This is a genomic window from Bacillus sp. cl96, assembly GCF_900100505.1.
Lineage (GTDB): Bacteria > Bacillota > Bacilli > Bacillales > Bacillaceae_G > Bacillus_A > Bacillus_A cereus.
In genome coordinates, this window is record NZ_FNDM01000014.1 from 106,269 (window position 1) to 129,649 (window position 23,381).

The window sequence follows — 23,381 nt, forward strand, 5'->3', positions numbered from 1 at the left end:
ACTATGTATTTTTTATTTTAGCATTTTTCGCTCCAAAATCGACCAAGCCTGATAGAGAAAGGGTGGAAATGAATGAAAGAAACCTTGAAATCACAATTTCAAAATGTGCGTTTCACTGTATTCGTAGCTTTAGCCTTATGGCTAAAAACTTACCTTATTACACGCACAAGCTTTGACTTAAAACTTGAATCTTTCATGCAAGAATTCATTTTATTCCTTAGCCCATTAGCAGCATCATTACTGCTTGTTGGTCTTGCATTATTTGCAAAAGGGAAAAAACGTAACTATATAGCACTTGGAATTAATTTTGTCTTAACAATCGTTCTTGTTGGTAACGTAATGTTCTACGGATTCTACAATGACTTCGTTACATTACCGGTGCTAGGACAAACATCTAACTTCGGAAGTTTAGGTTCTAGTGTGAAAGAATTATTTAACTACAAAATTATCCTTGCATTTGCAGACATTATCGTTTTCTTCGTTCTATTAAAGAAAATGAAGAACTTTGCACCTACAGAGCGTGTAGCACGCCCGATGCGTTCTCTATACTTCGTATCAACAGTTGCTATTTTCTTCGCAAACTTAGGACTTGCAGAAGCTGAACGCCCAGAACTATTAACACGTTCATTCGACCGCGTTATGCTTGTTAAAAACTTAGGATTATATGTACACCAAGTATACGATCTTGGCTTACAAGCAAAATCAAGTTCACAAAAAGCGTTCGCTGACGGTAGTAAATTACAAGAAACAGAAAACTACGTAAAAACAACACAAAGTAAACCAGATCCAAATATGTTCGGTACTGCAAAAGGGAAAAACGTAATTGTTGTCTCTCTTGAGTCATTACAAACATTCTTAATTGGTGCAACAGTTAACGGACAAGAAGTTACACCATTCTTAAACCAATTTACGAAAGAAAGTTATTACTTTGATAACTTCTTCCATCAAACTGGTCAAGGTAAAACATCTGATGCTGAATTCCTAGTAGATACTTCGTTATATCCACTAGACCGCGGTGCTGTATTCTTCACACACGGTAACAATGAATATACAGCAACTCCAGAAATTTTACGTCAGCAAGGGTATCACACGTCGGTATTCCACGCAAACAACGCAACATTCTGGAACCGTAACATTATGTATCCAGCACTTGGTTATGATCGTTACTACAACGAACTTGACTACAAGATTACGCCAGAAACAAAATTAAACTGGGGATTAAAAGATATCGAGTACTTCGATCAATCTATTGATATGTTAAAACAAGTGAAGCAACCATTCTATACTCGCTTCCTTACTTTAACGAATCACTACCCATTCACTTACGATGACAGTACAAAATTAATCGACGAATACAATTCTGGTGATGGAGTATTTGACCGTTACATGGTAACTGCTCGTTACTTAGACGAAGCAATGAAACACTTTATTGAGCGTCTAAAAGCAGAAGGTATTTACGACAACTCAGTAATCGTATTCTACGGTGACCACTACGGTATTTCTGAAAACCATAACCGTGCAATGGCACAGTTCTTAGGAAAAGAAGAAATCACTGCATTTGACCATATGAACTTACAAAAAACACCGATGTTTATTCACGTTCCAGGTCAAAAAGAAGGTAAAACAATTTCGAAACCAACTGGTGAAATTGACATTAAACCAACTATTCTAAACTTACTTGGTGTAGATTCTACAAATGACGTTCGATTCGGTCATGATGTATTCTCACCTGATAATAAAGGATTCGTTGTTCTTCGTGACGGTAGCTTCGTTACAGATAAATACATGTACACAAACAGTACATTCTATGACCGTGCTACTGGCGAAGTTGTACAATTACCGAAAGAAGAATCTCAACCACTAATTGATCGCGCCCAAAATGAATTGAACATGTCTGATAAAATCATTGAGGGTGACTTACTTCGCTTCTCTGAAAGTAATAAGATCAAAACTGGTGAAGTAAAAACAGTTATTAAAGAAGAAAAGAAGAGTGCTGAGTAATCTCAGCCTCTTTTTTTATTTTCTTCCATACAACTACTTATATTCATTAACTTTAAAATTACATAACCTTTACCAAATATTCACATAGTGTTAATGAAAAATCTCTATAATAAAATATGTAAACGAGGTTCTACATATTTCTTATCTCTCATCTTTCGTAAGATCCCTTAAAGAAGTGTGTAAATCTTTTGTTTCTACTTTCTTATAATTGTCTTTCAACATGTTTTGTTTCCATACACAAAACATTCAACGAGACAATGTCCCTATGAAAGATAGCTACCCTCCTTGTGCAGCATTCCATAAGAATGTTGCTTTTTTTTATTTAAAAGCAGGATTCTCATTCTTATTTTCGAATTTGTATATACAAAATGCTGTAAAGTGAAACTTTAATCAGCCCTCACCAATCGGGCAGCTACGGGCAGTTATTCGCCCAATTCACTTCTTTGCTCCACCCGAATTTTTAAGTAGGAGTTTTACTGCCCGTTAATGCGGGGTAAACCATCCTTACTTCTCTATGATTTACAAATACATATACGGTCATATGTAGAGAATTGCTTACATAAAAATTACTATAGTGATTTTTATCTCGCATGAATGAAAGTTTCACGTTACTTACGTACTTACGAAAGGATGGGACGGAAATTGGCATACGAAAAATTTGTACTTTGGAATGATGAAGTTATTGATACAACAAAACAACAAACGTACATAGAACTTGAAGAAAGAGGTTTGCAGTTCGGAGATGGTGTCTACGAGGTTATTCGCCTATATAAAGGGAACTTTCACTTATTAGATCCGCACATAACGAGATTATATCGATCCATGGAAGAAATAGAATTATCGCTCCCTTTTTCAAAAGCTGAGCTCATCACTTTACTTTACAAATTAATTGAAAGAAACCATTTCCACGAAGATGGCACAATTTATTTGCAAGTATCTCGTGGTGTACAAGCTCGCACACATGTATTTTCATATGACACCCCTCCGACAATTTATGCCTATATTACAAAAAAAGAAAGACCAGCCTTATGGATTGAATATGGTATACGCGCTATATCAGAACCCGATACTCGATGGCTACGCTGTGACATTAAATCATTAAATTTATTACCAAACGTACTAGCTGCTACGAAAGCTGAACGAAAAGGCTGTAAAGAGGCACTTCTCGTAAGGAATGGTATTGTAACGGAAGGAAGCCATTCCAACTTCTTTTTAATTAAAAACGGAACTCTTTACACACATCCAGCCAATCACCTTATTTTAAATGGCATTATTCGTCAATATGTCCTTTCTTTAGCGAATACTCTTCACATACCTGTACAGGAAGAACTTTTCAGCGTTCGTGACGTTTATCAAGCAGATGAATGCTTTTTTACAGGCACAACGATTGAAATTTTACCAATGACCCACCTTGATGGAACCGCGATTCAAGATGGGCAAGTTGGGCCTATCACCAAAAAACTGCAAAAATCATTTAATCAAATCTTGTTACAATCCAATATGGCATCTTCTTAAACCCGAATAATTTCTGTCCTTTCACATTCAATATATGCATTTAAATGGAAATCAAGGTGTAAATTTATGCCTTGATTTTTTCTTGTAATCTTTTTGTCATATTCAGATTCCCACATAAGCCTTGACAGTAATCGACATGCTCTTTAGAATTTTTAACAGTTGGTAAATATTTCTTCACTACATTACAGACAGAAAGGAATCGACAAATTATGAAAAAGTATCTTGCCGGTCTTGCGGCAGTGTCTGTAGCAGGAGGAGCAGCACCTACACTTGATAGTGTTCAAGCTGCACCTGAACAAAATACACAAAAAGCTGCTACAACTGTCCAAGCTTCTGCGTCAAACAACTCATCTTATACGGTAAACGCGAGCGTCTTACATGTTCGTGCGGGATCAAGCACTTCTCACGACATCATCTCACGCGTTTATAACGGTCAATCACTAAACGTGATTGGCGAAGAAAATGGTTGGTTCAAAATTAACATTAACGGAAAAACAGGCTTTGTTAGTGGCGAATTTGTATCAAAAAGTGGAGCAGCAAACAACAATGTAAGCACAGGTGGAAACAATAAAGTTACCGCTGATGTATTACGTGTACGTACAGCTCCTAACACTTCTAGTTCTGTTTCTGGACGTGTATATGCAGGACAAACATTAAACGTAATTGGACAAGAAAATGGTTGGGTGAAAATTAACCATAATGGACAAGTAGGTTATGTAAGTGGCGAATTCGTATCTGGCGTTTCTTCTACTGGGGGTTCTTCAAACAACAATACGAATAATAACAACCAAGAAGTAAAACCAGCAAGCGGAAACTATACAGTAAATGTATCTTCCCTTCGTGTTCGTACAGGTCCTAGCACTTCTCACACAACTGTAGGTTCTGTCAAAAAAGGACAAGTAGTACAAGTTGTTGGCGAAGTTCAAGATTGGTTCAAAATCAATTACGCAGGACAAACTGCTTATATAAGCAAAGACTACGTAACAAAAGGCGGTTCTAACGAAAACGTTACAGAAGGCAACAAACAAGAGCAAAACAATAATGGAAGTATTCAAACTGGCGGTTCTTACGTAGTTAACGCTACATCTTTACGTGTTCGTACAGGCCCTGCCGCTTACCATAGTGTAATTGGTGGCGTTTTAAACGGTACAACATTAAACGTAGTTGGATCTGAAAACGGTTGGTTTAAAGTAAATTACCAAGGAAAAACAGGCTTTGTTAGCAGCGAATTTGTAAAATTCGTTAAAGGTGGCACTACTACTCCTGAGCAACCAAAACAACCTGAAAAACCTAACCAAGGTGCGATTGGTGACTACTACATTAATGCTTCTGCACTAAATGTACGTAGCGGCGAAGGTACAAATTATAGAATCATAGGCGCACTTCCACAAGGTCAGAAGGTTCAAGTAATCTCTGAAAACTCTGGATGGAGCAAAATTAACTACAACGGTCAAACTGGTTATATCGGAACACGTTACCTATCTAAAACACCAGTTGGAGGCGCAGTAGATAATAAGCCTAACAATAACCAAAATAACAATCAAAACAATAACAACAATAATAATACAGGTAATAATAGCGGCGACAGTTCTTCCGTACTTGCATACGCAAAATCAATGCAAGGTGTACCATACGTTTGGGGTGGAACTTCTGCTAACGGTGTTGACTGCAGTGGTTACATCTACCACGTATTTAAGAAATTTGGTCATAACATTAGCCGCCAAAGTGTTGCAGGATATTGGAGTAGCCTACCAAAAACTTCAAGTCCACAACCTGGTGACTTAATTTATTTCCAAAACACTTATAAATCTGGCCCTTCTCACATGGGTATTTACCTTGGGGGCGGATCATTTATCCAAGCTGGAGATAAAGGTGTAGCAATCGCTTCATTAAGTAACTCTTATTGGAAGAGCCACTTCTTAGGATACACGAAAGCACCTTAATTAATAGTTTCAAAGCCTTCTAGTTTACTAGAAGGCTTTTTGCTATGAGTTCAACATATTACTCCCTTTCCCCTAGCTTCCCTCTACAAAAATAATGTATCTATTCTTCCATTTCATACACTTTATTCTGCAAAAACAATCCATAACGTTATCATAATGTATATATTCCCATAAAAAACATAACCTATTTCATGTCTATTTATTTCATATGTGTTTTTTTGAAGAATTTTCTTTTTATTTAAACTTTTCATTAGACGTTTGACCTCCGATGTCCATTATGATAAGTTACTTAAGATGTTATATTCGTAAACGTATAGACAACTGGTTTATACACTGTTTTTACTATGAGGAAGGAGCATACACTGCATGAATCTTTTATGGGGAATTGGCGGCGTGATTGGAGTATTAGCAATTGCATTCTTACTATCTTCCAACCGCAAAGCTATTAATTGGCGCACAATTTTAATCGCGCTAGCATTACAAATGTCATTTTCATTTATCGTATTACGATGGGATGCTGGTAAAGCAGGTTTAAAACACGCTGCTGACGGTGTTCAAGGATTAATTAATTTTTCTTACGAGGGAATTAAGTTCGTTGCTGGGGATTTAGTCAACGCAAAAGGACCTTGGGGATTTGTATTCTTTATTCAAGCACTACTTCCAATCGTATTTATTAGTTCATTAGTAGCAATCTTATATCATTTTGGTATTATGCAGAAATTTGTTAGCGTCGTTGGTGGCGCATTAAGTAAACTTCTTGGAACTTCTAAAGCAGAAAGCTTAAACTCAGTAACGACTGTATTTTTAGGACAAACTGAAGCTCCAATTTTAATTAAACCTTACTTAGCACGTTTAACAAATAGTGAATTCTTCGCTATTATGGTAAGCGGTATGACAGCTGTTGCTGGATCTGTTCTCGTCGGTTATGCAGCAATGGGTATTCCGTTAGAGCACTTATTAGCGGCTGCAATAATGGCAGCTCCATCAAGCTTATTAATTGCGAAACTGATTATGCCTGAGACAGAAAAAGTAGATAATAACGTTGAACTTTCTACAGAACGTGAAGACGCAAACGTTATCGACGCAGCTGCACGCGGTGCATCTGAAGGTATGCAACTTGTTATTAACGTAGCAGCAATGTTAATGGCTTTCATCGCATTAATCGCTTTATTAAATGGATTATTAGGATTGATTGGTTCTCTGTTCGATATTAAACTTAGCCTTGATTTAATCTTCGGTTACTTATTATCACCATTTGCAATCTTAATCGGGGTTTCTCCTGGTGAAGCTGTACAAGCAGCAAGCTTTATTGGTCAAAAACTTGCAATCAACGAATTCGTTGCATACGCAAACTTAGGACCACACATGGCAGAGTTCTCTGACAAAACAAATCTAATTTTAACATTCGCAATCTGTGGATTCGCAAACTTCTCTTCTATCGCAATTCAATTAGGTGTAACAGGAACTCTAGCTCCTACTCGCCGTAAACAAATTGCACAATTAGGGATTAAAGCAGTTATCGCTGGTACATTAGCGAACTTCTTAAATGCAGCAGTTGCAGGTATGATGTTCCTATAAACTTATATAGAGTCTTCTCTTTCTACAAGAGGAGACTTTTTTCATGCAATCCAAATGTCTTTTGTGCATCTATTAATCACTTTATGCCAAATATAAGAACATTATGATACAATAATGTTTAAGTCTTTTTATTTTTCTAATGAAAATAGAGATACTACTTGTTGTTGCCCTTCAAAAGAATGTAACGACATGGTCAATTTCTTAATAATTGCGCATACTACAAGTATCTATTGATGAAATAGCTTTAAGGAGGAAAGTTTTGTGAAAGATAAGTTCTATAAAATCCTCTCTATGTGGATTTTACAAATTGTATTTTATTTTACTACTGTACATGTGACGAAATATGAGCATGCTCTTATTTTTACAATAATATACGTAATCGTAAATGTACTATTCTTATTTTTAGCTGACAAAACAGCATTTGTTTTCTTCATACTAGGAACCATTATTTCCGTATTTTATTTGTTCTATCAAGCATGGCTTCATTTATGGAGTACATCAGATCAATGGCAATATATGATTATCCACTTCCTGATGGCAGCTAACTTCTTCATTGTATATATAACAACTCACCTATTGAAAAAAGTGATTCATGAAAATAAAACTTTAACTGAGCGTGTGAGAACGTTAGAACAATATATTGGAGAATCAAAATTACTAACAAGACAAGAATTCGAGAGACGCCAAGCATTATTAACAACTGCAATGAATCGTCGTAATGAAACAGGCGTTATCATTTACTTTGATTTCACTTCCTTTAGTAAATATACGAAGGAAAGTGTTATGGACCGTGTAGCTTCCTTATTAGTTGAAACGGTAAGGAATGATTTTGACCTTGCTGCTGAATATGATAATAATACGCTAGTTATTTTATTACAAAACACAAATGAAGCTGGTGCTGACATTGTAATGAACCGCCTAAAGCCAAAAATGGAGCAATGGCTTGCTGCTGAAGCAATCCGAGATATAAAAATTTCACGCGAGCACATTGGAAACAAAGGACAGACACTGTTATGATGACTCTCGTTATACTTCTTTTATTCCTTCTGTTTTGCGTACTCGTTTTTTGGATTAGTATCACATTTTCAATTAAATATGTACTTATTTTTACGGCCTTTCTATTCTCTGGTTTACTCGTTTACTACTCTTTCTTAACAATTGCGGGCTTAATTCATCGAAATAGTAAACGAAAAGATCGTACGCTAGAACATTATCCGAGCGTCGATATTTTCATACCTGCCCATAATGAAGGCGTCGTTATTAAAGATACTTTAGAGGCGATGGCGAAGATTGAATATCCTGGAAAGCTAACTATTTATTTATTAAATGATAACTCTCAAGATGAAACACCTGAAATCGGCGATGATTTCGATAAAGCTTATGCTCATATTCGTCATATTCGTGTTCCCCCCGGTGAACCGAAGGGTAAATCACGTGTACTAAACTATGGGCTTAGTATTTCAGATGGTGAATACTTCTGTGTGTACGATGCAGATAACCAACCTGAACCACACGCACTGCGAATGCTTGTAGAGCACGCTGAAACAACTGAAGATGCTGTTGGAGCTGTTGGACATGTTCGTACAGTAAACGAAAAGCGAAACTGGCTGACGCGAATGATTTCACTGGAATTTCAAATCTTCCAGCTCCTTATGCAATCTGGACGCTGGTTACTATTCCAAACAGGCTCACTGACAGGAACAAATATGCTTCTTCGTCGCTCCGCACTAGAAGAGCTTGGTGGCTATGACCCTTATGCAATTGCAGAAGATGCTGAATTAACATTACGAATTACACAAAAAGGTTATCTCTTACCAATCGTCCCAGAATCAGTTACTTGGGAACAAGAACCAGAGCATTTAAAAATTCTTATTAAACAACGTACACGTTGGCTCCAAGGGAATTTATACATTTTAGAAAAAATGTTCTCGTCATTAAGTTTCTTTAAAGGAAAACTTCTCGTCCATTCCTTACAACAAGTTCTAGTGTATGTTGTATTTTGGCTATTCCTAATCATTTCAAACGTTTGGTTTGTAATTGGGCTACTCGGGATATTCCAAATTCAATATAGCATTCCGCTACTATTTATGTGGTATGTCGCATATATTACATATGTTTCTCAATTATTTAGTGCCCAGAGTGTCGAACGAACCTTTACACCGACTAATATTTTTATTAGCGTTATTATGTACTTTACGTACGCACAGCTCTTTACGTACTTATTTATTCGTAGCGTAATCTTATACTTACGTGCAAAGAGCAAGAAACAAGTCATTGGCTGGGATAAGACAGTTCGATTCAAAAAAGATAAATAATAACAATAAGCACAGAGCGCCGTATGCTCTGTGCTTATTTATTGCCGTATAAATTATATATCAGACAATACCCCTTAGCTGAAAGTAATTTCACGTCCATCCCCCAACGAACGATCGACCTTCATTTATATACGAAAAAGTGATTGCTATTTTTGTAGAACCAATTGCTTCTCTTGCTGTTCTTTGCGCGTTTCAGTCTTAGGTTCCGTGCTTTCTTGGACACTACGATGTGCCACACGTTTCAAACAAATATGCTTCCACTTTCTTTCGTAACGTTTCATTATTCTAGATGTCCCCCTTGAATGCGCTTTAAAACTATTTGAAATCGCTTACAGGAAATAATATAGCACATATATATAAACGTGACAACACATTTCCGACATATTTTTGACAAAAATACGAATAGAATTCGTAAGGTATCGAATATTGTCGAAACCTATCGTTTTTTCTTCGTATAAAAGGCATACTACTTATATGGTAAAGTATTTTATTTCCCCTACCCGCATTTCAAATTCCTTCTATATAAAGTGAAACTTTCATTAGCCATCATCAATCGGGCTTTTACAAGCAGCTCGACTTATTTGCTTTTGCTGAATTTTGAGATGGGGTTCTTACTGCTCGGCAAATAGAGGGATAAAAAAAGAGCTGATATGAAATCAGCTCTTTTCCTTCTATTATTAATGACGCTTCATACGCCCTTCTTTTTGTAACTCTTTAAATAATGCTGCCATCATAAAGAAAATAACAAAGACGAACGGGAATGCTGCAATGATAGCTGCCGTTTGTAAGGCTTCTAATCCGCCAATATATAATAGCGTAGAAGCTATCGCGGCTAGAACGATACCCCAAATCATTTTAATACGATTGGGTGGGTTTAAACTACCATGTGTCGTTAACATCCCTAAAACGAATGTTGCAGAGTCTGCAGATGTAATAAAGAATGTTGCAATAAGTAAAATACCTAAAACTGATAAAGCTGATCCAAAGCTGCCCATCTGATCGAACATAGCGAATAATCCTACTTCTGTTCCCATTTCTTTCACTTTGTCGAAGATATGTGCATCACCAAACAGCTCCATATGAATACCTGTTCCGCCGAAAACAGAGAACCAAAGTGCACCAATTACGGTCGGCACAAGTAACACACCGATAACAAACTCACGAATCGTACGACCTCGTGAAACACGAGCAATAAACGTACCTACGAACGGTGACCATGCAATCCACCATGCCCAATAGAAGATTGTCCACGATTGAATCCATTGGTTTCCACCTTCGTCTAATGGACTTAAACGGAAGCTCATGCTTGGCAATTCTTGAATGTAAGAACCGATTGTTGAAGTGAAGTAATTCATAATAAAGTTTGTTGGACCCGCAAATAATACAATAATCATAAGTGCAAACGCAAAAATAATGTTCGTATTACTTAAATATTTAATTCCTTTATCAAGACCTGTTTGCGCAGATAACATAAATAATACTGTTACGATTGCAATAATAACTAACTGAGTGGTTAATGAGTTCGGGATAGATGTTAAATAACTAACACCACCTGCAATTTGTTTCGCACCAAGACCTAATGACGTTGCAACACCAAACACAGTCGCGAAAACAGCTAACACGTCAAATAAATGAGCAATACGTCCGTGGTCCCCACCTTTAAATAACGGTCCTACTGTCGCACTAATCGTACTTGCTTTTCCTTTTCTAAAGGTAAAGTAAGCAATACATAACGCTACAAACGCATATAGTCCCCAAGGATGTAATCCCCAATGGAAAAATGAAAAGCGCAGTGCAAGGCGCGCACTTTCCTCAGTTGCGCTATCTCCAAACGGAGGTGCGTATAAATGGTTTAATGGTTCGGCAACGCCCCAGAAAACTAAGCCGATACCCATACCAGCACTAAATAACATAGCAAACCATGTCATATAACTATAATCAGGTTCATCATCATCTTTACCTAAACGAATAGAACCGTATTTCGAAACAATTAAAAAGATAGAAACACCTAAAATAATAGACACGGAAATAATATAAAACCACCCGAACTTACTAACTAATGCAGTTTGAATTGCGGTTGTTACATTTCCTAAGCTACCTTTTCCAATAATAGATTCGGGAATAATCCCCCAAATTGTAAATGCAATACATAATGTTAATGAAACGATGAATGTTTTTGTCAGTTTCCTCATCAAATCCCCCTTCGTAGGTTTCGCTTTTGTAAATAACATAAATTCCGATATGTAAAATCGGATAGAAAACTATAATTTTGCGGTGATTTTCTTACTTTCACCTTCACCAATTCGAATTCTTATGGACAGCCTTACCTTTCGTATAACCTTTTCACTCTGCAAGAGCTACAAGTTAGAAATACTGCTGTCAAATTGTGTGAGAAAAACGCGGATAGGAATGTATTTTCCTAAAAAAGGATGTGTTACATATGTAAAAAAGGGCAAAATCCTTCCTTGCAACCCTTTCGTTTTGTAACAATTATGCGGTTTTTTTGCTAGTATATAGCACGTGTTTATAGCTTCACAAACAAAATGTTTATGTTTATATAACTATATTACCCATAAAACGGTAAAATACTCAAGGAATGTAATCGTTTAGTAAACATCATGTAACATTCCTGTAATATTTTTATTTACGTCGAAAAAAACATGTTGTATTAAATATTTTGAATATAACTAGAAACCTATGAGTCATATAGAATGAAAAACGCTTTCCTATATTTTTTGTTATATTACAGGATGTTAACGACTTATTACGAATGGTTTGTAATTGTGTGTTTTCCCCAAATCCGAAAAAATCTGTTGCTATAATGAGGACACGAAAACAAACGCAATGGAGGCTATCATGAAAAAATTAATTGGTATAGCAACAGCAGCAGTTTTTGGTCTTGGGATTTTCACATCATCTGCTAATGCAGAAACTGTTGTAACAACAGACGTACTAAACGTACGCGAAAACCCTACTACTGAATCAAAAGTTGTCGGTAAATTACTAAACGGTAATAAAATAGATGTTCAAAATACAGAGAACGGATGGTCAAAAATTACTTTAGACGGTAAAGACGCATTCGTAAGTGCAGAGTTCACAAAAAGCATCTACTACGTAACAGCTAACGTATTAAACGTACGTGCTGAAGCGAACACAAACTCAGAGGTTCTTGGAAAGTTGAAGAAAGACGATGTAATCGAAACAACGAACCAAGTACAAAATGAGTGGTTACAATTTGAATATAACGGGAAAACAGCTTATGTTCATGTTCCTTTCTTAACAGGTACAGCACCTGTAATTGAGAAACAAGAAACAACTGCTCCTTCTAAAGCTGCAGCACCAGCTAAGGCTCAAGCACCTGTAGCACAAGCAAAACCAGCTGCTAAGCCTGCTGTGAAAGCTGCTGAAACTAACACACCATCTGGTGGTCGTGAGTTAACAGTTGTAGCTACAGCATATACAGCTCACCCGAGCGAAAACGGTGGCACATATGGCGGCCGTGTATTAACTGCAATGGGTCATGATTTAACTGCGAATCCAAACATGAAAATGATCGCTGTTGACCCGAAAGTAATCCCATTAGGATCTAAAGTATGGGTAGAAGGTTACGGAGAAGCTATCGCTGGAGATACTGGTGGTGCAATTAAAGGTAACCGTATTGATATCTTACTTGGATCAGATAGCGCTGCTCAAAAATGGGGACGCAAAACTGTTAAAGTGAAAATTTTAAAATAACCAATGACTGCTAAATTACAAGCCGGTTCTCTTTATTGAGAGCTGGCTTTTATTTATTTATAATACATATAAGGAGGCTACGCCCATGAATGTACAAGCAAAAGTAGACTGGATTGGTACGCCAAAACCGTACATATATAAAGATGAAGTAACATATAACGCTACTTCTATTGATTTCTCACTCGCTGGCGATGATAATCGCTATAAGTTAATTGTGCTCAAGTCTGAAAACAATACACATTACAAAATTGTGCAATATGGAATAAAACCAGGCTCTCAAAAGCCATTTCCTATCGACATTCCATTTGAACAAAACATGTTACCCATTATAGAGCAAATATTACATGATCCATATGTACAAGCGATACTAAAGGAAACACACTCATAATTGTAAAAAAATATATCAACGATTTTTCGATTATATCTATCATAACTTACGATATATCAACGGTTCGACACGAAATATCGATTTAGCTACAAAAAAGAAGCTGTTCAAATATTGAACAGCTTCTCTCATATTAACGAGTTGGACCAGATACATCTTCTGATTTCAACGTATTATTTGCACCAAGAGAATGATACAACATCTTTCCATTTCCATTCACAGTTACAATATGTTCGTTATTAAAACTTTTGAACTTCACAGATCCATCACCGTAACGAATATGATACTCTTCATATGTCGTTACTTTATATTTCGTAGCACTTTGACGCTCTACATTACGAACTTCCATCGTTAATAAGTCTTCTGTAATTCCTTTTTTGTGTAAATACTGTATATAATCACGGTCTTCCTTATACGATTTTCCGCTCTTATCATAATTATTTTCAATTAAACTAAAATCATTTAATGAAATTGCACGTACGTTATCATAAATATGATTTCTTACAAATTCGCCCACTGCTGAACTTGATGTTTCTTTCGGGAATTTTAAGTAATATGTGCTTTGGTCTCCAATTTTAACACTTTCAGATTTCATCACACCAAAATCAGTAGTTTTCTCTAAATGTACTTCTACTGTTTCATCTGTGGATACAGGGCCAAGCTTATAACTTCCATAATTTAATTTTCCACGTTTTTTCCCATTCACAAATACAGTTGCATCACTTTCATCAGAAGAAATGCTTACATACTTGCCTTCAAGCGATAAATCCACTTTCACCTTCTCGCTCTGTTCATCCGCTAAATCTACTTCTTTCTCTGTTTCTAATTCAGTAAGTTCTGTCTTCGCCGTTGCCTTTACAACATATGTACCTGGGAAGTATGGCCCCAACTCTTTCGAATTTTTATCACTAGAAAGCTCTGTTTCTTTTTTGTCATTCACATATATTTCTGCATTCTTTGCAGTTGTACTTACATTCATATAATAAGATTTCATGCTGAACTTATACTTTGGATATAAGAACCACTCTTTTCCCTCTTCTACTATTTCCCCGTCTTTAAATGCAGGTTTATCTTTTGTTAACTTTTGATCTACTGTCTCTTTCTGTAAATAAGACAGTAATTGTTTATTGTAAGAAGGATTCTCTTTTAAATAACGCATGTACGCTTTAATATCCTCTGTCTTAATCTTTAAGCTTGAATCATTTGCTTTTACAAACTCATCAATTGCATTAATATCTTTCTTTTGGAATGCTTCAATCATTACATTTACTTGCTTTTCTTTTGAAAACTTATATGCTCCAAATTTATATGCCCCAAATAATAATGCAGCAATAATGGCAAAACCAATGATTAAAAATAAATTTTTCTTACTTTTCACTGGTTTTGTCTCGCTTTGTAATTCTGTATATGAGGCAGCAGTGTTATCAACGATTACTTCTACTTTACTCCCACACTCAGGACAAAAGTTCAAATGGTCTGCAACGTTCTTTTTACATGTTCCACAAAACTTCAACGTGCTCTCCTCCTATTTTTTAGCTAATTTCATTCCAGCAAATGCTGCTACATATGTCACAATAAAACTAAACAAAATTAAATATGTAAATGAATTTTGCATAGATAGTACTGTTCCGCTTGTTCCAAATAAACTTGTTACAGTTCCTGAAACATTAATTTGGAACTTAGAAATCATATTCATTACAATCATCATAATTGTGTAAGAACCACTGCATACCGCTAATGTAATATATATATTGGCAGTCGGTAATTTAGCTAACTTTCTTCCCGCTCTAAACATAAAGAACAATGGAATAATAAGCAGTAATAAACCGTAATGGAATACGTTATTCACTTTATCAAATTCTGCAAGGCTTCCCTCATTTGCTCCTTTTGAAATCAATATCTCTCTAAGCTCTACGCCATTTACAGAGACGCCTGATATAAATGAAAACGATAGTGTGCTCTCATATGCATTTGATTTCTTACCAATTCTAGTAAATTCCTTACTAAGTGCTGGACTTGATACTTCTAATGGCGCAAAATGAGCCATACTCCATAATTGAGGTGTTAACTCTAATGCTAATAATGTACTTTCAGATTTTAAAGTTGTTATTTCTTTTAATGGTTCAATACCGTCTTCCTTACTTACTAACGCCATAATACAAACCGCTACTGCTGTTACTAAAAGTCCTTTTATCATAGCCGAAACACCGTAATAAACAGACGCTCCATATGGCATTAACTCTTGAAATGCTGCTGCCATATTGTTTTTGCTTGTATGAGCAATAAATCCTAATAAGGTAAATAATGTCCCACATACAAAACCACTCAATAAACTCTTCATCGCTGAATAGCCAACCGTAATCTTACCTGCTTCTGAGAATGGGATTGCAAAAGATTGTGATGCTATAAAACTTATAATGAATAAAAAGACTCCATAAATAATACCAACTGTTGCTGCCATAAAGATTTGATCTTTAATCGTTTTCGCAACATGCTGTTTCCCTAACCAAATTCCTGTACCAGCGAAAATAATAAATGGAATGATTAATAATAATGTAAATGGAGTATGCCAAGATAAAGAAAATATCAATCCACTATCATCGTTAGCTGTAAAACCAAGTAAATGGTAACTTAACATCGTAGAAGTTGCACTCGAATAAAAACTTGGCAACATTTCTAATTCTTTCGCAAATTTGCTAAACATCTCACTTAACATAGAGGCAAATAATAAACTACCAATCCAACCAGCAATTAACATGAGAATACTTGCAACAGCCCCACCAATAAAACCTTTTTGTAAAACGGCTTTATCTGCTTTAAATTCAACTTTAGGAGCACCATCCATTGTAGGCAATTTTACAGTTTGTTCTTTTTTCTTCACAACAGATAAAGAATACCCACACTTTTGACAATATAAATTTTTTTGAGCATTTTCACTGCCACAACCTCTGCAGTATTTTGCAGTATCTTTTTCTAATGTTACTGCATCTATAGCTCCTGCAATCTCCATACTACCTTCATTTGGACAATAATTTACTTCTTCACCATGTTGTTTTCCACATGTGCGACAATACATTTAATTCACTCCCCACTTTGCTTAATTCCACAAACTGGACAGTAAGTAGAGTTTTTATCGATATGCTCATTACATGAAATACAATTTACCGTTTCACCTTCATTTTCTACTGTTAACATCGGGTTAGGCTTTCCACACGAACCACAAAACTTATCATTTATTGATAAAGGTCCACCACATTCACATGTAGCTTTTTCACCTTGTTGTTTTTGCAATTCAACAATGCGCTTTCTTGCTTGATAAATAGCTACATCAAATTCTTGAACTGGAGCAATCATTTCTTTTAAGCTCGCTTCATTTACTCCACTTCCTCTTAATTGAACATACACTTGCTGTCCAACCTCTAATAGAACCTCTGCTTTTTTCTGCATTTGCACTTGCATTCCCTTTTTCAATTGAGCAATTTCTTGTGCAACTTGCAACTTCATTTTCCCTTGTTCTATTCCTTCTTGTAACTTATTCATTCCACTACCTAACTTCGTCTGTAAATCTGACAAATCATTTCTCCTCCTATACATATATATTTATATATGAAATTAACATTTTATATATTACCATGATTTTCAAGTTATGTAATCCAAATTTCATTTTTTCTGTTTTGAGCATTTTTTGTTTATAATGGTAAAGGAAAGAAATATGTGTACGGAGGAATATTATGCTGCAACACTCAATTACGAAAGATGAAATTATGATGATTGCGAATGAGTTCGTTCAAGGACTAGATCCACAGCAAACAGCTGATCAGGAACATGTCGCTACAGCTCGGCACCTATATCGTAGTGGTGTTGTCTACAACGTTGACTTTGATGGTTATACACTATCAGGAACTGTAGATGCGGAAGGCAACGTATATAGCGTTCATATTCCGATTCGTAATGTCGCTGAAAGTTATTGTGATTGCTTCGCACCAACACAATGTGAGCATATGCTCGCTGTATTACTATCTGCAGCGTCTAGTTTCGGGCAAGTAGGAGATGTATTAACTTTATTTAAAAATAATACGAAACCTTCCCTTCCTCCTATTCGAACTGCAAGACAAGTATTGCAATCATCAGCTTTTGAAGAAACGGATTATAAAAGTTGGGAATCATATTTTGAAAAAGAATATGAATCATTTAAAAAAGAACAAGCTCGCCTTACTTATAAACAAATGTATTTTCTTATGAGTATCTTTACAGATTTCTATACGAAACTTGAGCGGAAAGCTCCGCGCGTCATCGCCATACATGAATTATTCAGGTTACATGCAGCACTTTACTGCTTTCAAAAATTATTAGAAGAAATTCAGGCATTCGAAGCAAACAAAACGTATTCTTATCACCAACCTGTTAATGTCGTTCGCCTATTTGTAGATAAAGTGGAATCCATCGTTCGGGACTTACAATCAGAAGCGATTCCTTCAGAATCTGAAATAATTTTGCAAGAAACAGCTCGTCTCGTTCATGAAGTATTCTTCTCTACCGACGCTTATACGCAAGAGCGATTTTTCATTTATCGCCACATATGGAGTGAACTTTTAAACAATAAAGAGAAAATGCAAGAGGAAGAAAAACGAATCGATACGAAAATTAATCCACTATCTAAAGCGTTAGCGTCTTCTCACCTTCTCTTTTTAAATGAAGAAGATCTACTAGCGATGGACTTACTAAAGAAACAACCTGCTTCTGTTGTGAGTCTATACTTCTATTGGTTAGAAGAACTATTAAGTGCCATGCAGTGGGATCGTGCGAAAAACTGGCTTTCCTTTACGTATAAACAAGTAAAGAAAACGATCCAAGATCACGAAAATACGATTTTTATAAAAGATATCGTTCGGCTATTTGTAATCATGTATGAAACATACGCAACACATACAAATGAACAAGCTGGTTTTGAAATGATCTTGCAGGAACTATTACCGTATAGTTTCACAAACTATGAACAGTACGTACTCGCGAAAAAACAGTATCGTACATGGGCAGAGCTCCATCTCTTATATGGGTTTGAAGCAATTGAACTGTTAAAAGAACCACTGAAAGATATTGAAAAAGAAGCGCCAGAAGCAGCACTTCCTCTTTATCATCTTGCTGCTGTAGAAGCAATTGAAGAACGAAATCGTAAATCATATAGACGCGCAGTTCGTTACTTAAAGAAATTACGTACATTATATAAACGATTAAAACGCACCGATGAATGGGATGCTTTCATTATTCACATCGCCAATCTCCATTCACGTCTGCGTGCACTACAAGAGGAATTACGGAAAGGAAAATTAATCGATGATCAATCAAACTGAAGTAACAATTAGGCTCCAGCATGTTAGTCAAGGTTGGTTCCTTTGGGGAGAAGATGACAGCGGTACTCCATTATCCGTAACAAGTTGGAAACGAAATGCATTCACATGGCACTCCACTTCTTTCTACGGTACGTTTCTAAAAGAAGCAACCTTCGAAGGAAAACAAGGTGTGCTACTAACAAATGCACAAGCCTTTGAATACATTGCAAACAAACCAATGAATTCCTTTGCACATATTCAACTGAACGGCCCTATTACAGCACTTACAAAAGATGCAAATGAATTATGGGATGCCTTTACGAGCGGTAGCTTCGTACCAGATATCGAGCACTGGCCCAAACAACCATCTTGGAAAGTTCAAAATACGCCAATTGAAGATGACACATTAGCATCTCTTTTCTCAGCAGCAGTTAATGAAAGCATATTACAAGATAATCGCTCAAATGACGGCTGGGAAGATGCTAAAAGACTATATGAACATTACGACTTTACGAAAAGACAATTGGAAACAGCACTACATGAAGAAGATTGGCTTCGAAAAATTGGTTATATTGAAGATGATCTTCCGTTTACAATCGGACTAAGACTGCAAGAACCACAAGAAGAATTTGAAATGTGGAAACTTGAAACAATCGTGACACCAAAGCGCGGGGCGCATCGCATATATGTATATGAAAACATCGATTCCTTACCGAAAAGATGGCACGATTACGAAGAACGGATTACAGAAACACAAGAAGGTTTTAGTAAGCTCATACCGTGGTTAAAAGAAGGAGATACATTCCGAAATGAGCTCTTTGAAACAGAAGCTTGGAACTTCTTAACAGAAGCAAGCGATGAATTACTTGCAGCCGGCATTACAATTTTACTACCATCATGGTGGCAAAATTTAAAAGCAACAAAACCGAAATTACGTGTCCAGCTGAAGCAAAATACAGTACAAACACAATCGTTCTTCGGTATGAATACGCTCGTTAATTTTGACTGGCGAATTTCGACGAACGGCATTGATTTATCAGAAAGCGAATTTTTTGAACTCGTTGAACAAAACAAACGTCTATTTAATATAAACGGTCAATGGATGCGACTAGATCCAGCCTTTATCGAAGAAGTAAGGAAACTCATGAACCGTGCCGATAAATACGGACTAGAGATGAAAGATGTCCTGCAGCAACATTTATCAAATACGGCTGAAACAGAAATTGTAGAAGATGATAGTCCGTTTACTGATATTGAAATCGAACTAGATGGATATTATGAGGAACTATTCCAAAAGCTACTTCATATTGGAGATATTCCAAAAGTAGATGTCCCTGCTTCACTAAACGCAACACTTCGTCCGTATCAACAACACGGCATTGAATGGTTGTTATATTTACGAAAGCTTGGATTTGGAGCATTGCTAGCTGACGATATGGGACTCGGGAAAAGTATTCAAACAATCTCTTACTTACTATATATAAAAGAAAACAATCTCAAAACAGGCCCTGCATTAATCGTAGCGCCGACATCTGTTCTTGGAAATTGGCAAAAAGAATTTGAGCGTTTCGCACCGAATTTACGTGTTCAATTACATTACGGAAGTAATAGAGATAAGGGCAATTCTTTTGAAGATTTCCTTCAATCAGCAGATGTTGTATTAACATCTTATGCATTGGCCCAACTCGATGAGGAAGAACTAACTTCATTATGCTGGGATGCTGTTATTTTGGATGAAGCACAAAATATTAAGAACCCACATACGAAACAGTCGAAAGCAGTACGAAACTTACAAGCAAATCACAAAATCGCTTTAACTGGTACGCCGATGGAAAATCGCCTCGCTGAACTTTGGTCCATTTTCGACTTTATTAATCATGGATATCTCGGAAGCTTAGGGCAGTTCCAACGTCGCTTCGTCACACCGATTGAAAAAGATCGTGATGAAGGAAAAATCCAGCAAGTTCAACGGTTTATCTCACCATTTTTACTGCGCCGAACGAAGAAAGATCAAACGGTCGCATTAAATTTACCAGATAAACAAGAACAAAAAGCTTACTGTCCTCTTACTGGTGAACAAGCTTCCTTATATGAACAACTTGTTCAAGATACACTGCAAAATGTCGAAGGATTAAGTGGAATTGAAAGACGCGGCTTTATATTACTTATGCTGAACAAGCTAAAACAAATTTGTAATCATCCAGCTCTTTATTTAAAAGAAGAAGAGCCACAAAATGTCGTTGAACGCTCTATGAAAACAAAAACGTTAATGGAGCTCATCGAAAATATAAAAGATCAAAATGAAAGTTGCCTAATCTTCACTCAATACATCGGCATGGGGAACATGCTAAAACGTGTGCTAGAAGAAAAATTCGGCCAGCGTGTCCTCTTCTTAAACGGTAGTGTGCCGAAAAAAGATCGCGACAAGATGATTGAGGAGTTCCAAAACGGAACGTATGACATTTTCATCTTATCCTTAAAAGCTGGCGGAACAGGATTAAACTTAACCGCTGCCAACCATGTCATTCACTACGACCGTTGGTGGAATCCAGCTGTGGAAAATCAAGCAACAGACCGCGCATATCGCATTGGTCAAAAACGATTTGTTCATGTTCACAAACTCATTACAACAGGAACATTAGAAGAAAAAATTGATGAAATGCTAGAAAGAAAACAATCTCTAAACAATGCGGTCATCACAAGCGATAGCTGGATGACTGAACTATCAACAGACGAACTAAAAGAATTACTTGGTGTATAAAGTGAAACTTTAATCAGTGGAGGTTTTACTCCCCGCAAAAAAAGCGCTAATCTCAAATGAGATTAGCGCTTTTTTCTATTCCAAAACCAATTACTTATTATAATTCCCGTTAATCCGCCGCACGTATCAAGCAATGAATCTTGCCACATTGGTGTGCGGTCTCCCGTATACCATTGGTGAATTTCATCAAATGTTGCATAACCCGCAACGAAAAGAAGGGCATATATAAAACATCTTTTCCTCGAATGACCTGATCGATGAAAAGCGTAATAAATCAATGAACCTAGCATAAAGAACACCATAAAATGAGCACCTTTACGAAGGAAAAACTCAATAAATCCGCCTACACCTTTATTCGCAATACTAACAGGGGTTCCTCCACCATAATCAATAGATACCCATGAAAAATGCTCTTTCACAAATTCAACATTTACATATTGTTCAATATCTGAACGCATATCCTGCTTTTTATATGGTTGTGCCGAAGAATAGAAAATCAGCCCCATCCATAGTAATACAGGAATCCAAAATAACCATTTACGATTCATTATCCAGAATTCTCCTCTCTTAATCTTTTAAGGGTACCAAAAAAAAGAAAAAATTTCACGCCAAAACATGACATTTGTACCCTATTTATAAAGTGAAAGGAGGTGATACACATGGCAATTGAAACAATCGTAATGGATTTAACTTTACGTCTTGTCTTAAACAACGGATTAGATAAGAACGGCAAAACAGTTTTCAAGAGCAAACAATTTAAACGTGTTAAAACAAATGCGAGCTTAGATCAAGTACACAACGTAGCTCATGCTCTAGCTTCCTTACAAGCATCACCACTTCACGCTGTACAACTTGTAAGCACATCAGATCTTTCTAAACTATAAAGTAAAACTCGGATCAGTGGGGATTTTATTCATCCCCGCTGAGTATTAGACCGCAATTTAACCGGCAGACCCAAATCCCATAAATAGCTTGATAAATACAAAGGAGGGAATAACACATGCAAGTACTAGAGTTGATTTTCGCAAAAGAAGATGGAAAAACAGTCGTTTTTTCTATCGATACGCCCATCACACCAATCGATGCACAAGTCGTAAATCAAGTAATGGATACAATCCTCGCCTCATCTGTATTTTCATCCATTGATGAAAATACACGAAAAAAGGGAGCTCGCCTTGTAGAAAAAAATGTATCTGAAGTTCCAATTACTCTATAAAATGAAAAAGGCGAATCTGCATCATTTTGCAGATTCGTCTTTTTTCTTCGGCATTTCAATCGGAATAAAAATCTTTGAGAAACCGACGCATACGTACTTATAATGTTCTTCACCTATATCAAACTCAGTCGTATATGTTGAGAAGAATATATAATCATTTCGCTTCGTATAATGATCAATTAATAACCCAACTTGTGGCTCAACATACTTTTTCGCTAACTTTTTACCGGCCGATGCCAAGTCGCCAAGGAGACCCTCTTCATTCTCTTTTTGAACTTCATCTAGCTTCTTACTCACATCATTACGCTTCATAAACTGCTTCGCTGCCCATTCTGTATATTCGCCCTTACTCGGATTACTGTTTGCTAAATATACTAGGAGAACGACAACTAAAGCCATAATAATATACTTTTTCTTCATACTATATCACCGCCTACTCTTTTCTATTTTCATATATATGTACAAGCGATGCAAATTAGAAAGACTATCACCTATTGATTGTAAACGAATAGCCAAAATTTACAATACAAAACAAAATATTAACACCAAGTTTACTTATTCCGTATATAATTATATTCGAAATATTAATTTCATAAGGGAGG

General features: G+C 36.3%; 18 protein-coding genes. 12 read left to right on the plus strand and 6 right to left on the minus strand.

The window, feature by feature from the left end; all coding sequences use genetic code 11:
• The first annotated feature begins 72 nt into the window (after positions 1-72).
• The 6 genes from BLT20_RS24655 to BLT20_RS24685 all read left to right on the plus strand — a co-directional run bounded on the left by BLT20_RS24655 (position 73) and on the right by BLT20_RS24685 (position 9,352).
• Entirely contained in the window at positions 73-2,001 is a 1,929-nt protein-coding gene (locus BLT20_RS24655; protein WP_000665358.1) for an LTA synthase family protein, read from the plus strand.
• Positions 2,002-2,631: 630 nt separating this feature from the next.
• Positions 2,632-3,516, plus strand: coding sequence for a D-amino-acid transaminase (locus tag BLT20_RS24665; RefSeq protein WP_002026582.1), 885 nt, complete (start codon positions 2,632-2,634; stop codon positions 3,514-3,516).
• A gap of 209 nt (positions 3,517-3,725) precedes the next feature.
• Positions 3,726-5,459, plus strand: coding sequence for a C40 family peptidase (locus BLT20_RS24670; protein WP_000760272.1), 1,734 nt, complete (start codon positions 3,726-3,728; stop codon positions 5,457-5,459).
• A 366-nt stretch (positions 5,460-5,825) separates the two neighbouring features.
• On the plus strand, positions 5,826-7,037 hold the full coding sequence (locus tag BLT20_RS24675) for a NupC/NupG family nucleoside CNT transporter (protein ID WP_001051015.1): 1,212 nt from the start codon (positions 5,826-5,828) through the stop codon (positions 7,035-7,037).
• Positions 7,038-7,298: 261 nt separating this feature from the next.
• On the plus strand, positions 7,299-8,054 hold the full coding sequence (locus tag BLT20_RS24680; protein WP_000653220.1) for a diguanylate cyclase domain-containing protein: 756 nt from the start codon (positions 7,299-7,301) through the stop codon (positions 8,052-8,054).
• Positions 8,051-9,352: a glycosyltransferase family 2 protein gene (locus tag BLT20_RS24685; protein WP_073339249.1), complete on the plus strand. Its 1,302-nt coding sequence runs from the start codon at positions 8,051-8,053 to the stop codon at positions 9,350-9,352. The genes BLT20_RS24680 and BLT20_RS24685 overlap by 4 nt, the downstream gene beginning before the upstream one ends.
• A 677-nt stretch (positions 9,353-10,029) precedes the next feature.
• Here the strand turns inward: BLT20_RS24685 and opuD are convergent.
• Positions 10,030-11,544, minus strand: a complete 1,515-nt coding sequence (opuD, locus tag BLT20_RS24695) for a glycine betaine transporter OpuD (protein WP_001229100.1) — start codon at positions 11,542-11,544, stop codon at positions 10,030-10,032.
• Positions 11,545-12,208: 664 nt separating this feature from the next.
• On the opposite strand from opuD, the gene BLT20_RS24705 reads away from it, so the two are divergent.
• On the plus strand, positions 12,209-13,087 hold the full coding sequence (locus tag BLT20_RS24705) for a cell wall-binding protein EntA (protein ID WP_000733333.1): 879 nt from the start codon (positions 12,209-12,211) through the stop codon (positions 13,085-13,087).
• A gap of 85 nt (positions 13,088-13,172) precedes the next feature.
• Positions 13,173-13,475, plus strand: coding sequence for a DUF3910 family protein (locus BLT20_RS24710; RefSeq protein WP_001102539.1), 303 nt, complete (start codon positions 13,173-13,175; stop codon positions 13,473-13,475).
• 130 nt (positions 13,476-13,605) lie between these two features.
• On the opposite strand, the gene BLT20_RS24715 is transcribed toward BLT20_RS24710, so the two are convergent.
• The 3 genes from BLT20_RS24715 to BLT20_RS24725 are packed head-to-tail and all read right to left on the minus strand — an operon-like array spanning position 13,606 to position 17,045.
• Positions 13,606-14,985 (minus strand): zinc ribbon domain-containing protein, encoded by a 1,380-nt coding sequence (locus tag BLT20_RS24715; protein WP_000666884.1) that lies wholly within the window; start codon positions 14,983-14,985, stop codon positions 13,606-13,608.
• A gap of 12 nt (positions 14,986-14,997) precedes the next feature.
• Complete coding sequence (locus BLT20_RS24720) at positions 14,998-16,548, minus strand: zinc ribbon domain-containing protein (RefSeq protein WP_000271649.1); 1,551 nt, start codon at positions 16,546-16,548, stop codon at positions 14,998-15,000.
• Between the two features lie 5 nt (positions 16,549-16,553).
• Positions 16,554-17,045, minus strand: coding sequence for a zinc ribbon domain-containing protein (locus tag BLT20_RS24725; RefSeq protein ID WP_001281754.1), 492 nt, complete (start codon positions 17,043-17,045; stop codon positions 16,554-16,556).
• Between the two features lie 158 nt (positions 17,046-17,203).
• Here BLT20_RS24725 and BLT20_RS24730 point away from each other — a divergent pair, with 158 nt between their 5' ends.
• Positions 17,204-18,823 (plus strand): SWIM zinc finger family protein, encoded by a 1,620-nt coding sequence (locus BLT20_RS24730; protein ID WP_000939143.1) that lies wholly within the window; start codon positions 17,204-17,206, stop codon positions 18,821-18,823.
• On the plus strand, positions 18,807-21,563 hold the full coding sequence (locus BLT20_RS24735) for a DEAD/DEAH box helicase (RefSeq protein ID WP_000610114.1): 2,757 nt from the start codon (positions 18,807-18,809) through the stop codon (positions 21,561-21,563). The genes BLT20_RS24730 and BLT20_RS24735 overlap by 17 nt, the downstream gene beginning before the upstream one ends.
• Before the next feature lie 62 nt (positions 21,564-21,625).
• On the opposite strand, the gene BLT20_RS24740 is transcribed toward BLT20_RS24735, so the two are convergent.
• A complete protein-coding gene (locus BLT20_RS24740; protein ID WP_001080707.1) occupies positions 21,626-22,111 on the minus strand; it encodes a VanZ family protein in 486 nt (161 codons plus the stop codon).
• 111 nt (positions 22,112-22,222) lie between these two features.
• On the opposite strand from BLT20_RS24740, the gene BLT20_RS24745 reads away from it, so the two are divergent.
• Both BLT20_RS24745 and BLT20_RS24750 read left to right on the plus strand, forming a co-directional pair.
• On the plus strand, positions 22,223-22,447 hold the full coding sequence (locus BLT20_RS24745; protein WP_000963861.1) for a DUF1659 domain-containing protein: 225 nt from the start codon (positions 22,223-22,225) through the stop codon (positions 22,445-22,447).
• Between the two features lie 116 nt (positions 22,448-22,563).
• A complete protein-coding gene (locus BLT20_RS24750; protein ID WP_001197593.1) occupies positions 22,564-22,779 on the plus strand; it encodes a DUF2922 domain-containing protein in 216 nt (71 codons plus the stop codon).
• Between the two features lie 21 nt (positions 22,780-22,800).
• Here the strand turns inward: BLT20_RS24750 and BLT20_RS24755 are convergent, their stop codons facing one another.
• Positions 22,801-23,199 (minus strand): DUF4359 domain-containing protein, encoded by a 399-nt coding sequence (locus BLT20_RS24755; RefSeq protein WP_000731405.1) that lies wholly within the window; start codon positions 23,197-23,199, stop codon positions 22,801-22,803.
• Positions 23,200-23,381: the final 182 nt, after the last annotated feature.

What these genes read in the sequence shown, in the direction of transcription:
- BLT20_RS24710 (WP_001102539.1), top strand. Translation starts at nt 13,173, where the DNA reads ATGAATGTACAAGCAAAAGTAGACTGGATTGGTACGCCAAAACCGTAC.
- BLT20_RS24665 (WP_002026582.1), top strand. Translation starts at nt 2,632, where the DNA reads ATGGGACGGAAATTGGCATACGAAAAATTTGTACTTTGGAATGATGAA.
- BLT20_RS24740 (WP_001080707.1), bottom strand. Translation starts at nt 22,111, where the DNA reads ATGAATCGTAAATGGTTATTTTGGATTCCTGTATTACTATGGATGGGG.
- opuD (WP_001229100.1), bottom strand. Translation starts at nt 11,544, where the DNA reads ATGAGGAAACTGACAAAAACATTCATCGTTTCATTAACATTATGTATT.
- BLT20_RS24755 (WP_000731405.1), bottom strand. Translation starts at nt 23,199, where the DNA reads ATGAAGAAAAAGTATATTATTATGGCTTTAGTTGTCGTTCTCCTAGTA.
- BLT20_RS24750 (WP_001197593.1), top strand. Translation starts at nt 22,564, where the DNA reads ATGCAAGTACTAGAGTTGATTTTCGCAAAAGAAGATGGAAAAACAGTC.
- BLT20_RS24720 (WP_000271649.1), bottom strand. Translation starts at nt 16,548, where the DNA reads ATGTATTGTCGCACATGTGGAAAACAACATGGTGAAGAAGTAAATTAT.
- BLT20_RS24705 (WP_000733333.1), top strand. Translation starts at nt 12,209, where the DNA reads ATGAAAAAATTAATTGGTATAGCAACAGCAGCAGTTTTTGGTCTTGGG.
- BLT20_RS24655 (WP_000665358.1), top strand. Translation starts at nt 73, where the DNA reads ATGAAAGAAACCTTGAAATCACAATTTCAAAATGTGCGTTTCACTGTA.
- BLT20_RS24735 (WP_000610114.1), top strand. Translation starts at nt 18,807, where the DNA reads ATGATCAATCAAACTGAAGTAACAATTAGGCTCCAGCATGTTAGTCAA.
- BLT20_RS24685 (WP_073339249.1), top strand. Translation starts at nt 8,051, where the DNA reads ATGATGACTCTCGTTATACTTCTTTTATTCCTTCTGTTTTGCGTACTC.
- BLT20_RS24730 (WP_000939143.1), top strand. Translation starts at nt 17,204, where the DNA reads ATGCTGCAACACTCAATTACGAAAGATGAAATTATGATGATTGCGAAT.
- BLT20_RS24675 (WP_001051015.1), top strand. Translation starts at nt 5,826, where the DNA reads ATGAATCTTTTATGGGGAATTGGCGGCGTGATTGGAGTATTAGCAATT.
- BLT20_RS24670 (WP_000760272.1), top strand. Translation starts at nt 3,726, where the DNA reads ATGAAAAAGTATCTTGCCGGTCTTGCGGCAGTGTCTGTAGCAGGAGGA.
- BLT20_RS24745 (WP_000963861.1), top strand. Translation starts at nt 22,223, where the DNA reads ATGGCAATTGAAACAATCGTAATGGATTTAACTTTACGTCTTGTCTTA.